Annotated in this window: 13 protein-coding genes; 10 read left to right on the top strand and 3 right to left on the bottom strand. The window is 53.0% G+C overall.

The genetic code is table 11. The annotated features are described in order from the left end of the window. Window positions 1-62 precede the first annotated feature (62 nt). The 3 genes from sixA (at window position 63) to G8770_RS02450 (ending at window position 2407) form a co-directional block, all read left to right on the top strand. On the top strand, window positions 63-530 hold the full coding sequence (sixA, locus tag G8770_RS02460; protein ID WP_167181442.1) for a phosphohistidine phosphatase SixA: 468 nt from the start codon (window positions 63-65) through the stop codon (window positions 528-530). Beyond that, window positions 527-1390: an alpha/beta fold hydrolase gene (locus G8770_RS02455; RefSeq protein WP_208022008.1), complete on the top strand. Its 864-nt coding sequence runs from the start codon at window positions 527-529 to the stop codon at window positions 1388-1390. The genes sixA and G8770_RS02455 overlap by 4 nt, the downstream gene beginning before the upstream one ends. A gap of 132 nt (window positions 1391-1522) precedes the next feature. Then, a complete protein-coding gene (locus G8770_RS02450; protein ID WP_167181440.1) occupies window positions 1523-2407 on the top strand; it encodes a DUF4892 domain-containing protein in 885 nt (294 codons plus the stop codon). Window positions 2408-2524: 117 nt separating this feature from the next. Here the strand turns inward: G8770_RS02450 and folE are convergent, their stop codons facing one another. Then, the gene (gene folE, locus G8770_RS02445) at window positions 2525-3064 is read right to left on the bottom strand and encodes a GTP cyclohydrolase I FolE (protein WP_167181438.1); all 540 of its coding nucleotides are present in this window, start codon (window positions 3062-3064) and stop codon (window positions 2525-2527) included. A 218-nt stretch (window positions 3065-3282) separates the two neighbouring features. On the opposite strand from folE, the gene G8770_RS02440 reads away from it, so the two are divergent. From G8770_RS02440 to G8770_RS02420, 5 genes are all read left to right on the top strand, one after another. Further along, window positions 3283-4044, top strand: coding sequence for a sulfite exporter TauE/SafE family protein (locus G8770_RS02440; RefSeq protein WP_208022007.1), 762 nt, complete (start codon window positions 3283-3285; stop codon window positions 4042-4044). Window positions 4045-4189: 145 nt separating this feature from the next. After that, window positions 4190-5110: a 50S ribosomal protein L3 N(5)-glutamine methyltransferase gene (prmB, locus tag G8770_RS02435; RefSeq protein WP_167181436.1), complete on the top strand. Its 921-nt coding sequence runs from the start codon at window positions 4190-4192 to the stop codon at window positions 5108-5110. A gap of 175 nt (window positions 5111-5285) precedes the next feature. Next, a complete protein-coding gene (gene aroC / locus G8770_RS02430) occupies window positions 5286-6404 on the top strand; it encodes a chorismate synthase (RefSeq protein WP_167181434.1) in 1119 nt (372 codons plus the stop codon). Between the two features lie 5 nt (window positions 6405-6409). Further along, window positions 6410-7591: an MFS transporter gene (locus G8770_RS02425; RefSeq protein ID WP_208022006.1), complete on the top strand. Its 1182-nt coding sequence runs from the start codon at window positions 6410-6412 to the stop codon at window positions 7589-7591. A gap of 147 nt (window positions 7592-7738) precedes the next feature. Further along, complete coding sequence (locus tag G8770_RS02420) at window positions 7739-8533, top strand: hypothetical protein (protein ID WP_167181432.1); 795 nt, start codon at window positions 7739-7741, stop codon at window positions 8531-8533. Between the two features lie 318 nt (window positions 8534-8851). Here G8770_RS02420 and G8770_RS02415 read toward each other — a convergent pair whose 3' ends face one another. Next, window positions 8852-9601: a TIGR04219 family outer membrane beta-barrel protein gene (locus G8770_RS02415; RefSeq protein WP_167181430.1), complete on the bottom strand. Its 750-nt coding sequence runs from the start codon at window positions 9599-9601 to the stop codon at window positions 8852-8854. A 184-nt stretch (window positions 9602-9785) separates the two neighbouring features. Then, the gene (locus G8770_RS02410) at window positions 9786-10649 is read right to left on the bottom strand and encodes a LysR family transcriptional regulator (protein WP_167181428.1); all 864 of its coding nucleotides are present in this window, start codon (window positions 10647-10649) and stop codon (window positions 9786-9788) included. Between the two features lie 216 nt (window positions 10650-10865). On the opposite strand from G8770_RS02410, the gene leuC reads away from it, so the two are divergent. Both leuC and leuD read left to right on the top strand, forming a co-directional pair. Further along, window positions 10866-12296, top strand: coding sequence for a 3-isopropylmalate dehydratase large subunit (gene leuC, locus G8770_RS02405; RefSeq protein WP_167181426.1), 1431 nt, complete (start codon window positions 10866-10868; stop codon window positions 12294-12296). A 12-nt stretch (window positions 12297-12308) separates the two neighbouring features. Continuing rightward, on the top strand, window positions 12309-12965 hold the full coding sequence (leuD, locus tag G8770_RS02400; protein WP_167181424.1) for a 3-isopropylmalate dehydratase small subunit: 657 nt from the start codon (window positions 12309-12311) through the stop codon (window positions 12963-12965). Window positions 12966-13175: the final 210 nt, after the last annotated feature.

The following is a 13175-nucleotide window of genomic DNA, read 5'->3' as shown; positions in this document are numbered from 1 at the left end:
CGGCACCTCCTTAACCATTGCTAACGCTGACGGACTTTGTTGCTTCGTGAGTGGAGTTAACTATGCAAGTCTTTATTCTTCGGCACGGTGAAGCTCAGTTGTTCGCTGACAGTGATCCCGAGCGTGCATTGACGTCCATTGGTTATCAACAAACCGTCAATATTTTGACTGCCGCCAAAGATGAGTTGAGCCAGGTCACCCGTATCATTGCCAGTCCTTATGTCAGGGCTCAGCAAACCGCCACTCTGGCGTCGGATCTATTGTCTTTGCCGGTAACGACTTCGGATCTTCTTGTGCCCGAAGGGAACCTGTCAAAAGTGACCGAGTTGCTGGATTCGTTATCGGATGAGGTGCCTTTGCTGGTCAGTCATCAACCTTTGGTGGGAACTTGTGTGAACTGGCTGTGCGGGTTGAAGCCCGGGCAGCATTTCATGGGCACCAGCGCCCTGGCCTCTGTCAAAACGGACGTAATGGCGGCTTCTTGCGGTGAACTCATTTGGCTTAAACAGCCTGGTGTGCCGACACCATGACCCAATGTCAATTACCCCCGCAACAATTGTCCATTCCAGCCCAGGGGTTAACGTTCCGGGCTCAGGCGTGGGGGGATCCCGCCGCTCCTCCGATATTGGCTCTTCACGGCTGGCTGGATAACAGCGGCAGCTTTTTCAGATTGGCGCCTTTGCTGGCGAACCATTACGTGGTGGCTCTCGATACAGCCGGCCACGGTTTCAGCGACCATCGCCCTGCACATGAGCCTTATAATATCTGGCAGGATGTGGCGGAGGTCTTTGCCGTTGCCGACGCCTTGGGGTGGGATCGTTTTGCGTTAATGGGGCACTCCCGGGGCGGCATCATCAGTACATTGTGTGCAGGGACCTTCCCGGAACGGATTACCGCGCTGGCGTTACTGGATGGCTTCACACCGCTTGCGCTATCGCCAGACCGGGCGCCAAAGCAATTAGCCGCATCCATATTGGACAATCAGCAGTTGCGGCCGCGCAGGGTGTATACCGATAGAGAAGCTATGATCCGTGCCCGCATGAAGGGGGCGTGGAGCCTGTCCCGCGAAGCTGCCCGGGTTATTGTCGAGCGGGGTTCGGTTGAGGTGGATGGCGGCTATCAGTGGAGTTTCGATCCCCGTTTACACACGGCTTCAGCATTTAAGTTGAGTCGTGAGCACATTGACGCTTTTGTACGATCTATTCAGGCGCCAGTTAAACTGTTGCTGGCAGAAGGGGGGGCGATGGCAAAAATATCCCGGCCTCCAGAGGAGTGGAAACCGTTTAATCCTCAGCAGTTACCGGGAAGCCATCATTTCCATATGGAGACGCAGTCCATCGAAATCGGTGCAATTGTGGATGATTTTTTTACCAGCCAGGCAAATTATTGATTGAACACAACGAAGGGGGGTTAAGGTATCCTGCCTCTTTTGGCCGTCTGAGAGGCCCATTCGGTCTGTTCACTATAATTACTGTGCAACAATGGCTATGCTAATAGCCGGGTTCTAAATAAATAAGTGCTTATGAAGTCATTGATTTGTGTGTGTGTGGCCTTTATCTCCATTGCTTATGGCATCTCCGCTTCTGCTTTGTCCCTCGCCCGGTATGAACAGGCCAGGGTCGTTGCCGAAAGCCGTGACCAGGTAACGGATTACCGTTTGGCCCTGGGGGCCTTAAAGAAGGTGGACAGTGATTGGCGGGCTGAACGTGAACAGCGTTTGAGTGGTGTCCTTGACCGTTTAACCCTGGAGCTTGACGAGGGGCAATCTGAACAGGAAGCGTTTGAATTTTACCGGCGCCAGATGCTACAGATGGGAGGGCAGGAATTATTTTTGTGTGAGTCCAGGCGCTGTGGCAGCAGTGGTGCGTGGGCCAACAGTCGTTTCGGGGTTAGACAGCTGTACGGCCTGGACCAGTATCAGTATTACTCTGCAATTGGGGTCAATTTAAAGGACGGCAAGCAGGCTTATGTGGCCCTCTACGCGGTTCAGCGAGGCAACAAGCGCCGTTACCTTCAGGTTGATATCCTGACGACGACACAGCCGGTTCGCTTGTTCAGTAGCTCTGAAGTGATTGAGGAGCGTTTGCGGGTTGGGCGTGAGTTTATTTTACCTGAGCTCCTGAATGAGCAATTGGAGCAAGAGCAGCTGAAAGCGGTGGTTTCAGCGCTAAAAAGTCAGCGCAATTGGCACATTGCGATTGTGGGCTTTGATGTGGGCACCGGAACCCTGCAACAGCAACAGGATCGCTCCCTGGCTGCGGCTAAAGCGGTTTATCAGAAATTGATCGCTGAAGGTCTGGATGGCAATTATTTGAGTACTTACGGTATGGGTGGTCTGGCTCCGAACTCGGTGCCAGACGGTCGCGAGCGCAGTGTCAATCTGGTCAAAATCGTACCTTCGCAATAGTGGTTGTAACAAGATGTCTTAGGCATCAAGGCACAAAAAAGGGGGATTATCTGAAGATAATCCCCCTTTTTTGTGAGCAAAGCTCGTCAATTCTCTGGCCTGATTGAGGCAACAGCGCTATTTAATCAAAGATAAAAACTCCGTGCGAGTGGCCTGATTGTCGCGGAAACAGCCGAGCATGGCCGAGGTCTTCATGGAGGAGTTTTGTTTTTCCACCCCGCGCATCATCATGCACATGTGCTTGGCTTCGATAATCACGGCGACACCGGCGGCTTCGGTCACTTGCTGAATCGTTTCGGCAATCTGAACCGTCAGCTGTTCCTGAATTTGCAGACGGCGGGCATACATGTCTACCACTCGTGCAATTTTCGACAGGCCCACGACCTTGCCGGTGGGAATGTAACCGACATGGGCTTTGCCAATAAAAGGCAGCATGTGGTGTTCGCACATAGAATACAGCTCGATATCTTTTACGATGATCATTTCGCTGGAGTCGGATGGGAACAGGGCGCCATTGATAACGTCTGCAACGTTCTGCTTGTAGCCTCGAGTCAGAAACTCCATCGCTTTTGCGGCACGTGCGGGAGTATCTTGCAGGCCGGGGCGATTGACGTCTTCACCTATAGCGCTAATGATTTTGGCGTATTGCTCTTTCATTGGAGGTTCCTCAAGGAATCTTTTGCTTATCCATTACCCCTATAAAAGCTAAGGGTTTATTGGCCTTCCAGTCAGGCCCTGTGGGGGCAGTACCCTACGTGAAGGCTGTGCCCCGGTAAAGTTTTTTTTCACTCTTATCGCCCGAAAACAGGGGCTTTGCTGGCGATTTTGAAGAAAACCGGTAGACTGTGCCGCCTGATTTTATGGAGAGCGGCTGGATGATTGAACTGACACCTGTTTTTATTGCCCTGCTGCTGGTGACCGGGCTTATTGCCGGGGTTATTAATACCCTGGCAGGTGGTGGCTCAAATCTCACACTGCCCGCGTTAATGGTGATGGGATTGCCGGCCGATGTGGCCAATGCGACCAACCGGGTGGGTGTTTTCTTTCAGTGCCTGGTGGGACTGAAAGGTTTTGACCGGCACGGTAAGCTGGAACGCACGGACATCAAGGGCATTCTGATCCCTACCTTGGCGGGAGGCTTGGTAGGTGCTTTGTTTGCCTCGTTCTTACCCGTCTGGCTGTTGAAGCCCGTTTTACTCGGAACCATGGTGACCATGGCGCTGTTAATTCTGCTGCGGCCTTCGGCGGTGATGCCGGCCGAGGAGGAGATGGCCGGTAAGGTGTCGGGTAATCCAAAAGCCTGGGGGGCACTGTTGCTGGCCGGGTTTTATGGCGGTTTTGTGCAGGCGGGAGTGGGCTTTGTATTGATCGCCGCTTTGGCCGGTGTGTTGCGCTATGATTTGGTCAGGGCAAATGCCTTGAAGCTGCTGTGTTCGGCGGCATTTACAGCGGTGGCCTTGGGCATCTTTATCTGGCAAGGGCAGGTGGCTTGGGTGCCCGGTCTGGTGCTCGCTGTTGGCACGATGGTTGGGGCCCGGCTGGGGGTGGGTATGGCCATGAAGGTCAGTCAGAAAACCTTAAAATGGTTTTTGTTTGTAATGACATTGTGTGCCAGTGTGGCAGCGCTACTGTTTTAGTCGGTGCGGGTGTTTGTGTGAAAGCTGGTGTCAGTGTCTACAACTACCTGATCCACCCGGTAAGTTGCTCGATTTCTGCAACAATCTGCCCTGTGAGAGCGATAATCTAACCGCTTCCTGGGTTAAAAATGAAGAGGCTGATCCCTTGATAGAAAAACGTGAATCACCGATCCAGGAATTGTTATCCATTCGCGACTACCTGCGCTGGGCGACCAGTCGCTTTAACGCGGCGGGCTTATTCTTTGGTCATGGGACCGATAACGCCTGGGATGAAGCGGTCCAGCTGATCATGCCCAGTTTGCATTTGCCATGGGACAGCCCGCAACACCTTTTGCATGCCCGGTTGACCCTGGCAGAGCGACGCTTGCTGACCGATTTGATCGAGCGGCGTATCGAGGAGCGCATTCCTGCGCCATATTTGACTGGGAAAGCCTGGTTTGCGGGTCTTGAGTTCAATGTGGATGAGCGTGTCCTGGTGCCTCGTTCGCCGCTGGCAGAAACGATTGCTCAGGAGTTCCAGCCCTGGATGAGCGCGTACCCCGCCCGAATCCTCGATTTGTGTACTGGCAGCGGCTGTATCGGGATTGCCTGTGCGGATACTTTTTCAGATGCCGAGGTGGTCTTGAGTGATATTTCATCCGACGCCATTGAGGTGGCTCGTTCCAACATTCAGCTGCACCGGCTGGAAGATCAGGTAACTGCCGTCACCTCAGACCTGTTTGAGCAGTTGCAGGGGGAGGTGTTTGATTTGATTGTCACCAATCCTCCCTATGTGAATGCCGAGGATCTGGCAGCCATGCCCGCAGAGTTTCAGGCGGAGCCCGAAATCGCGCTGGGCAGTGGTGATGATGGGCTGGACTTTACCCGCCGATTATTGAAAGAAGCGCGCAGCCATCTGACCGATCAGGGTTTGTTGGTGGTGGAAGTGGGTAATAGCTGGCCAACGCTGGAGGCGGCTTTTCCCCGTGTTCCGTTCACCTGGTTAGAGTTTGAGCAGGGAGGTCACGGCATTTTTGTCCTTACCGCGGCGCAACTGGATCAGCATCAGGCGGATTTCCAGTCGTAAAGAGTCCGGCATAGCGAAATTTGGGGGGTGTGGCCCGTGGCCGGACAAATAAGGCGGGCAAGAGGGTTAAGCACAGTCTCTAGAAAGGGCGTATAATTCGCTGCTTTCGATTACATAATCATCCGCAGCGGGTCATAGACCGCTGGTTACAGACAACTACAACGACGAGTTTGATATGTCCGGTAATACCTTTGGCAAACTATTCACAGTGACCACCTTTGGCGAAAGTCACGGCCTGGCTTTGGGCTGTATTGTTGATGGTTGCCCACCAGGCTTGTCACTGAGTGAAGAAGATCTCCAGCATGACCTCGATCGTCGCAAGCCTGGCCAGTCTCGTTACACCACCCAGCGCCGTGAAGCGGATCAGGTGAAGATTCTGTCGGGTGTGTTTGAGGGAAAAACCACCGGTACGCCTATTGGGTTGTTGATTGAAAACACCGATCAACGCTCGAAAGATTATTCCACCATCAAAGATCAATATCGCCCGGCACACGCGGATTACCCCTATATGCAAAAATACGGGGTGCGTGATTACCGTGGCGGCGGTCGCTCTTCGGCCCGCGAAACTGCAATGCGGGTGGCTGCCGGGGCCATTGCGAAAAAGTACCTGAAAGAGACCCTTGGCATTGAGGTGAAGGGGTATCTCTCCCAGTTGGGTCCGATCAAAATTGAGACCGTTGACTGGGAAGAAATTCACAACAACCCCTTCTTCTGTCCGGACGCCAGTAAAGTGGCTGAGATGGAAGCCTATATGCAGGCGCTTAACAAAGAGGGGAATTCGGTTGGAGCGAAGATCGCCGTGACGGCCACCGGGATGCCGCCCGGGCTTGGCGAACCGATTTTCGATCGCCTGGACGCGGATCTGGCTCATGCGTTGATGAGTATCAATGCGGTGAAGGGGGTTGAAATCGGTGCAGGCTTTGAGTGTGTCGAGCAAAAGGGCACGGAGCATCGCGATGAGATTACGCCGCAAGGCTTTCTCTCTAATCATGCCGGTGGCGTGTTGGGTGGTATCTCCACGGGACAGGATTTGATTGCCAGTCTGGCATTGAAGCCAACTTCAAGCCTGCATCTGCCGGGTCGTAGCGTGAATGTTCGCGGTGAGCCGGTTGAGGTTGTGACCAAAGGCCGTCATGACCCTTGTGTCGGGATTCGGGCTACCCCGATTGCCGAGGCGATGATGGCGTTGGTGATCATGGATCACCTGTTGCGTCACCGCGGTCAAAATGGCGGCTTGCAGCACGATATCCCGGTGATCCCAGCTGCTGCACCAGGGGCCTCGACACAGGCATAACGCCGGTGTCCTTAAGATTTACGGCTGGGCGGGCCATTCCCTATTGGCGCCTGTCCAGCTTCTATTTTTTCTACTTCGCCTTATTGGGCACCATTGTCCCCTTTCTGGGGCTCTACCTTCAGTCCCTCCATTTTTCCTCGATTGAAATCGGTCAAATTTTTGCGGTGATGATGGTCACTCGGGTGTTGGCTCCGAATATTTGGGGCTGGCTGGCCGACCATACGGGTCGCAGATTGTTTGTCATACGTCTAGGGTCATTCCTGGCGTGGGTGTGCTTTTCGTTCATATTATGGCAGCAGGACTTTGTCTGGGTGGCCTTAATAATTGCGACCTACAGTTTTTTTTGGAACGCTGTATTGGCCCAATTCGAAGTGGTCACTCTCAATTACCTGGGTGGTGTGTCTCATTACTACAGTCGAATCAGGCTCTGGGGGTCGGTGGGTTTTATTGTGGCGGTGGTCTTGCTGGGCTACCTGTTTGATTTCATCTCGCTAAGCTATATGCCGCTGGCGGCACTGGTTATTCTGGTGCTGATCTGGCTAAGCTCGCTGACGGTGAAAGAGCAAAAAACCGTGACGTTAGTGCATGAGCATGGGGAAGGTTTTTGGCAGGTTTGCAGGGGCCGACCGGTGCTGTGTTTTCTGGCAGCCTCGTTCTTTCTCCAGGTCAGCTTCGGCAGTTATTACACCTTTTACAGCGTCTATCTGGAGGGGTTGTCGTACAGCCGAGGAGAGATAGGCTTGCTGTGGGCGTTGGGTGTTTTGGCTGAAGTTGTGGTGTTCTGGTTCATGCATCGGCTATTAACATTTTACAGTTTGCGCTCGGTGATGATGCTCACCTTGGCGGCAACGGTGGTGCGCTGGTGGCTAATAGGGTTTTACCCGGATTTCATTTGGGTTTTGTTCTCGGCACAACTGCTGCACGCATTTTCTTTTGGTACCGCTCACGCAGTGGCGATTGAGCTGGTGCGACGGTTTTTCGTCGGTCGTCATCAAGGCCAGGGGCAGGCCCTTTACAGCGCTGTGAGTTTTGGTGCGGGTGGAGCTATCGGTTCGTTGCTCAGTGGCTGGCTGTGGGGTGTCAGCCCGCAACTGTCTTTTGCGGTGAGTGCTTTGTCTGCAGCTTTGGCGTTTCTCCTGGTGTGGTGGGGGTTGAGGGGGCGAAGAGTTGAGGTGGTAGTCAGCTAGAGGAATTGATTCACGGATTCGCTTGAAATCTGATCATACTGACGTTATGTTCGGTTGTGTACATAAAAATAAGCGTTCTAAGAGGTCTCAGCCTTTGTCTTGAAAACGCTCATAACGATAAAAATATAATAATCATGGAGAGTGCTCATGTGGAAAACATCCATTGGTGGCGTGTTGTTTGTGTGGTCAGCGCTGGCTGTCGCGGATGCGCCCTGCAAGTCTATTGCTGATGCAAACTGGCGTGATCAGTGTGTACAGCAGCAAAGTTCCCTGTTAGTGGGTAAGTTTGAAGTTCAGGCTGTGCCTGATATTCAGGCGGCGCTGGAGCAAAGCCGAGTGATGTCCTGGGCGGTGAGGGAAAACAATACCTTCGCGAACGCCATGCAGCAAAGCGGAGACTGGAGCGGAGCTCTGGCCAAACGTAAACAGGAGAGCAGTGCGCGAAAGCAGGTTTTTCAGTTGGCCATCAGTATTGCTGCTTACTTTGACGAAAGTGATCAGGGCAAAGATCGTAAAGCGCTGTACAGGGGGTTGGTGGAGCGTAATGTTGAGGATGCAGAGCAGGCTTATGGGATCGCCGAAGAACTGTGGGAAAAGGCGATAGCTGCGACGGACCCCAAAGAGGCTGCCCAAATGCAGGCTCTGGCGGAAAGGATCTTGCGCAATGCAGGCGATACCCTGGCGTTAGCGGCGGAAGGTGCCAATCGCAATGAAAAGCTGAAGTTGTCTCGAAAGTTATGGCAGCAGTCAGCCGAAATGTCGGAGCAGTTGCTGCAGTGGAAGCTGCAAATTGGAAGCGGTAAGGCTGAAGTAAATTTCTTCCGTCAACGGGCCGCAGCCCGTTGGTATCAGTCGGCACTGGTTGCGTTGCTGAATGATGATACCAAGGAAGCCAATTTCGCCAAACAGCAATCGGAAAACCTTTTGGTGGCGAGGCGTTAAAGTGCCGAGCCCTCCAGTACGTCTTTACTGAACAGTACGCCTTCACTGAATGCAGGTATTATGGCAACGATGACCTATTAGATGAGGTATAACGCTGATGGGCGTCAGCGCTATACCGGTGTGCCGTTGCTGTTTAAAAGTACACAACCACTTCTTCAAAAGTACACAACCACTTCTTCAAAAGTCCCATTCACTGATTAAACACTGCACAGCCACTTATTAAAAAGGGCGTAACCACTTAATCGGGAGCCAATGAATCACGCGGGCGATTAATTGGAAATTAATAAGGCGCCGAGGATTAAACGTGCAAGGTGACCATCAAAAGTGCAAGGTGACAGCTGCGTAGGGACCGTTGATGGTGAGGTCAGCTTGCAGATCGTCCAGCTCATCCATGTCCAGAGTCATTTCCCGGTAGCCCGCTTCGATACCTAAATCCATAAACGGGATGATGTCAGATTGGTAGGCAAGTCTTACCGAATAGTCTGTCACGGTATCGTGATTGAATTGGGTTCCGGTGACGGTTGCTCCAAATGAGAGGCCAGTTAAAGGCAGATCAAATTGAGCGTCCCCATAAACCATCGGTAAAAAACCTTCCAGGCTGATGGATTCCTGTTGATTGCCACTGGTGACTTTTAAGGCCCCGTCAAAGCGTCGAAAGCTGATTCCCAGGTCCAGATTTACCCAGTTATCCAGAATTTCATAGTACAGCACGATGTCCTGGTGAGTGAGATCCAGAGTGGTGCGAAGCATGTCTCCGGCAGCAAAAGTGACATCGTCACTGGTGAAACCGGAATCTATTGTGGATGTGCCATCCTGATCAAGGCTGGTTTGCTGCAAGCGCAGATTGGGGATGAATGGCAGTGGATGCTCAACAGCCACATAGATGAAATTACTGTTGCTGTCATCGATACCCAGGTCATTGGTGTTAATGGCGGACTTGCCAACGTTGCCGCTGCTGTCTGATTGCCAAATGCCAACGCCCGAATACAGGCCGATCACATCAGCCTGGCAGATACTCGCACTGGCAGCAAAAACCGAGCCCAGCAGAAATCGTGAAATGTTTGTCATGGTGTTTTCCTTGTTTTTTTATAGGTTCAGAGAGTTGTGATCAATGAGACTGAACAGGGGCTTATTGTAATCAAAAGTTATAAGCAGGTGTTGATGTGAGCGTTATGACTGTTGTGTTTGTGCGGTGTTCGGCAGTCTGAGTGTTACGTCGCTGCGACTTTGACGGTGCTGGGCAAGGTAAGCATTAAGATTGAAGTGCCTGAATAAAGGCTCTGGCGGCATTGCTCAGGGTGCGTTCCCGATGATGAATGCAGCCCAGGTCACGGGTCAGGGTTATGCCTGGCAAGACGATCTTTTTGAGTTGATCGTCAACCATGGTTTCCGGGAGGGCACTCCAGCCGAGGCCGATGGAAACCATCATCTTGATGGTTTCCAGGTAATTGGTGGTCATGCTTAGCATTAGACCGCAGCGGTTGTTGTCGAACAATTGAGCCACCAGCTGTGTGGTTTGAGTGCTGGTGTCGGGCAGTATGGCGGGGAGGTGACTGAGTTGGGAGAGGTCCGGTGTCTCGACCGTTGCCAGTGGATGATCCGCCGCGACCACAAATGCCAGCGGGTCTTCCCAGAGGGGAATTGCCGCCATGTTAACCGGTTGGTGTTCCGACAGGGTAATGATGGCCAGTTCGACTTCGCCGCGATTGATGGCAGCGTAGGCTTTTTCCGAATCCATGAAATCCAGATCCAGGGTGACCTCAGGGTATTCCCGGGTGTAGAGCTTCAACAGCTGCGGCAGATGGTGCAGGCCTATGTGATGGCTGGTGGCCAGTTTTAGGGTGCCGCCGACATTGCCGGACAGATTGGATAGGGCCAATTCGGTATCACTGACGTCCTGCAGGATTTTCTCAGCTTTCGGCAACAGGGCCTCTCCGGCTTCGGTTAAGGAGATACCACGGCCGATGCGGTCAAACAGGCGACAGTTCAGTTGCTGTTCCAGGGCCGAGATGCGCTTGCTGATGGCCGGTTGTGTCAGGTGCAGTTGCTCAGCGGCTTCCGTAAAGGACTCCAGTCGGGCGACGGTAATAAAGGCTTTCAGGTGTTGAGTGTCCATAAGGGCATTTAAATTCATTCCAAACAGGAATGCAATTTATAAAAAAGATGAATTTGTCTTATTCGAAGTGGGTTAGTAAACTGTCCGGGACAGAATGAATACGAGACCCGATGGCTGGCACCGCGAAGCCGTGTGTGATTTTTTTGGCAAGGCGCAGCAACCTGCCCAATGAGATCGGGTCCAAAACAACCGTTGATAGAACAAGTGAGGTTTCCAATGGCGGGTAAGACCCTCTACGACAAGCTTTGGGATGCCCATCTCGTAAAAGAGCGAGATGACGGCTCGGCGTTAATTTATATCGATCGCCATATTATTCACGAAGTGACTACGCCGCAGGCCTTTGAGGGACTGCGTCTGGCCGGGCGTAAGCCGTGGCGTGTAGACAGTATCCTGGCGACGCCGGATCACAATGTTCCCACCACGGCTGTCGAGCGCGCTTCTGGAGTGCAGGGCATTGAAGATCCCGTATCGCGTATTCAGGTGCAGACTCTGGACGATAACTGCGACGAATTCGGTATTGTTGAGTTTAAAATCAACGACAACCGTCAGGGCATTGTTCACGTCATTGGCCCTGAAAGCGGTGCCTGCCTGCCGGGTATGACCATCGTTTGTGGTGACTCCCATACGGCCACCAATGGTGCTTTGGGCGCGTTGGCGCATGGCATCGGTACCTCCGAAGTTGAGCACGTGATGGCAACCCAGTGCCTGGTGGCCAAAAAAATGAAAAATCTGTTGATCAAGGTCGACGGAGAGTTGGCGCCGGGTGTGACGCCGAAAGACGTTGTGCTGGCCATCATTGCCAACATCGGCACAGCCGGTGGCACCGGTTATGCGATGGAATTCGGTGGTCAGGTCTTCCGCGATATGTCCATGGAAGGTCGTATGACCGTCTGTAACATGGCGATCGAGGCCGGTGCACGAGCGGGTATGGTGGCTGTGGACGACACGACCATTGATTACGTCAAGGGCCGCACCTACGCGCCAAACGAAGAGCAGTGGGATGCCGCCGTCGCCAACTGGAAAGAGTTGGTCAGCGATGTCGACGCCGAGTTTGACAAGGTGGTCGAAATTGACGGTGCCAGCATCAAACCCCAGGTGAGCTGGGGAACTTCGCCGGAAATGGTACTGCCGGTTGACGCCCGGGTGCCGGATCCTGCCCAAGAAGCCGATCCGGTGAAGAAAACCGGTATCGAGCGCGCATTGCAGTACATGGGGTTGACGGCGGGTCAGAACATCACCGATATCGCTGTGGATCGTGTGTTTATCGGCTCCTGCACCAACTCCCGTATTGAGGACATTCGCGCCGCCGCCGCAGTGGCCAAGGGTCGCCAGGTCGCCAGCTCTGTAATACAGGCTATGGTGGTTCCGGGTTCCGGTCAGGTGAAAGCCCAGGCCGAAGCCGAGGGTCTGGATAAGATTCTGGTTGCGGCCGGTTTCGAGTGGCGCGAGCCGGGCTGTTCAATGTGCCTGGCCATGAACGCGGATAAATTGGGTAACGGAGAGCATTGCGCGTCTACCTCGAACCGCAATTTTGAAGGTCGTCAGGGGTATGGTGGCCGCACTCATCTGGTGAGTCCTGCGATGGCTGCGGCTGCGGCGGTGGCGGGTCACTTTATAGACGTCCGTGATCTCACGTCTCAGGCTTAAGGAGCAAAACTGATGAAAAGCTTTACTCAAGTGACTGGTATTGCCGCTCCTATGGATCGCGCCAATGTCGATACGGATATGATTATCCCGAAAAACTTTTTGAAATCCATCAAGCGTACCGGTTTTGGCAAAAACCTGTTTGATGAACTGCGCTATCTGGACGAGGGCCTGCCGGATCAGGATTGTACCGGTCGCCCGTTGAACAAGGATTTTCCGCTGAACTTCCCCCGCTACGAGGGTGCAAAAGTCCTGTTGGCCCGTGAGAACTTCGGTTGCGGCTCCAGTCGTGAACACGCCCCCTGGGCGTTGGATGACTATGGTTTTCGCGCAATTATTGCGCCCAGTTTTGCGGATATTTTCTTTAATAATTCGTTTAAAAACGGTTTATTGCCGATCATTCTGTCTGCAGAAATTGTTGATCAACTGTTTCAGGAAATGTACGCAAACGAGGGCTACGAGCTGTCGATTGATTTGGCTGAGCAAGTGGTCACCACGCCTTCCGGTGAAACCTTCAGTTTTGAGATTGATGAGTTCCGCAAACACTGCTTGCTGAACGGTTTGGACGATATTGGCTTGACGTTGCGGGAAGCGGATGCGATTCGAGCTTACGAAGAAAAGCGTCAACAGCAGGCACCGTGGTTATTTGGCGCTATCCAGCCCGGCGCATGACGAATCAGGCCCTCGAGTCAGGGGGCAGCCTCATTCAATAACTGATCAGGCGCATGACGTGCAGAGCACGGAGTGTGCTGTTGTTGAGAACTGTCGTTGAAACCGGTTGTTGAGAACTGTCGTTGAAACCGGTTGTTGAGAACTGTCGTTGAGATCGATTGTTGAAGCGTCTTGTTGAAAGATGTTGATGGGCCCTGAGTGGAATTGAGA

The organism is Pseudomaricurvus hydrocarbonicus (assembly GCF_011602365.1).
GTDB classification, from domain to species: domain Bacteria; phylum Pseudomonadota; class Gammaproteobacteria; order Pseudomonadales; family Cellvibrionaceae; genus Pseudomaricurvus; species Pseudomaricurvus hydrocarbonicus.
This window is presented reverse-complemented; position numbering and strand designations above follow the sequence as displayed.

Coding starts and splice junctions, on each gene's coding strand:
- sixA (WP_167181442.1), top strand. CDS start 63: ATGCAAGTCTTTATTCTTCGGCACGGTGAAGCTCAGTTGTTCGCTGAC.
- G8770_RS02455 (WP_208022008.1), top strand. CDS start 527: ATGACCCAATGTCAATTACCCCCGCAACAATTGTCCATTCCAGCCCAG.
- G8770_RS02450 (WP_167181440.1), top strand. CDS start 1,523: ATGAAGTCATTGATTTGTGTGTGTGTGGCCTTTATCTCCATTGCTTAT.
- folE (WP_167181438.1), bottom strand. CDS start 3,064: ATGAAAGAGCAATACGCCAAAATCATTAGCGCTATAGGTGAAGACGTC.
- G8770_RS02440 (WP_208022007.1), top strand. CDS start 3,283: ATGATTGAACTGACACCTGTTTTTATTGCCCTGCTGCTGGTGACCGGG.
- aroC (WP_167181434.1), top strand. CDS start 5,286: ATGTCCGGTAATACCTTTGGCAAACTATTCACAGTGACCACCTTTGGC.
- G8770_RS02420 (WP_167181432.1), top strand. CDS start 7,739: ATGTGGAAAACATCCATTGGTGGCGTGTTGTTTGTGTGGTCAGCGCTG.
- G8770_RS02415 (WP_167181430.1), bottom strand. CDS start 9,601: ATGACAAACATTTCACGATTTCTGCTGGGCTCGGTTTTTGCTGCCAGT.
- G8770_RS02410 (WP_167181428.1), bottom strand. CDS start 10,649: ATGGACACTCAACACCTGAAAGCCTTTATTACCGTCGCCCGACTGGAG.
- leuC (WP_167181426.1), top strand. CDS start 10,866: ATGGCGGGTAAGACCCTCTACGACAAGCTTTGGGATGCCCATCTCGTA.
- leuD (WP_167181424.1), top strand. CDS start 12,309: ATGAAAAGCTTTACTCAAGTGACTGGTATTGCCGCTCCTATGGATCGC.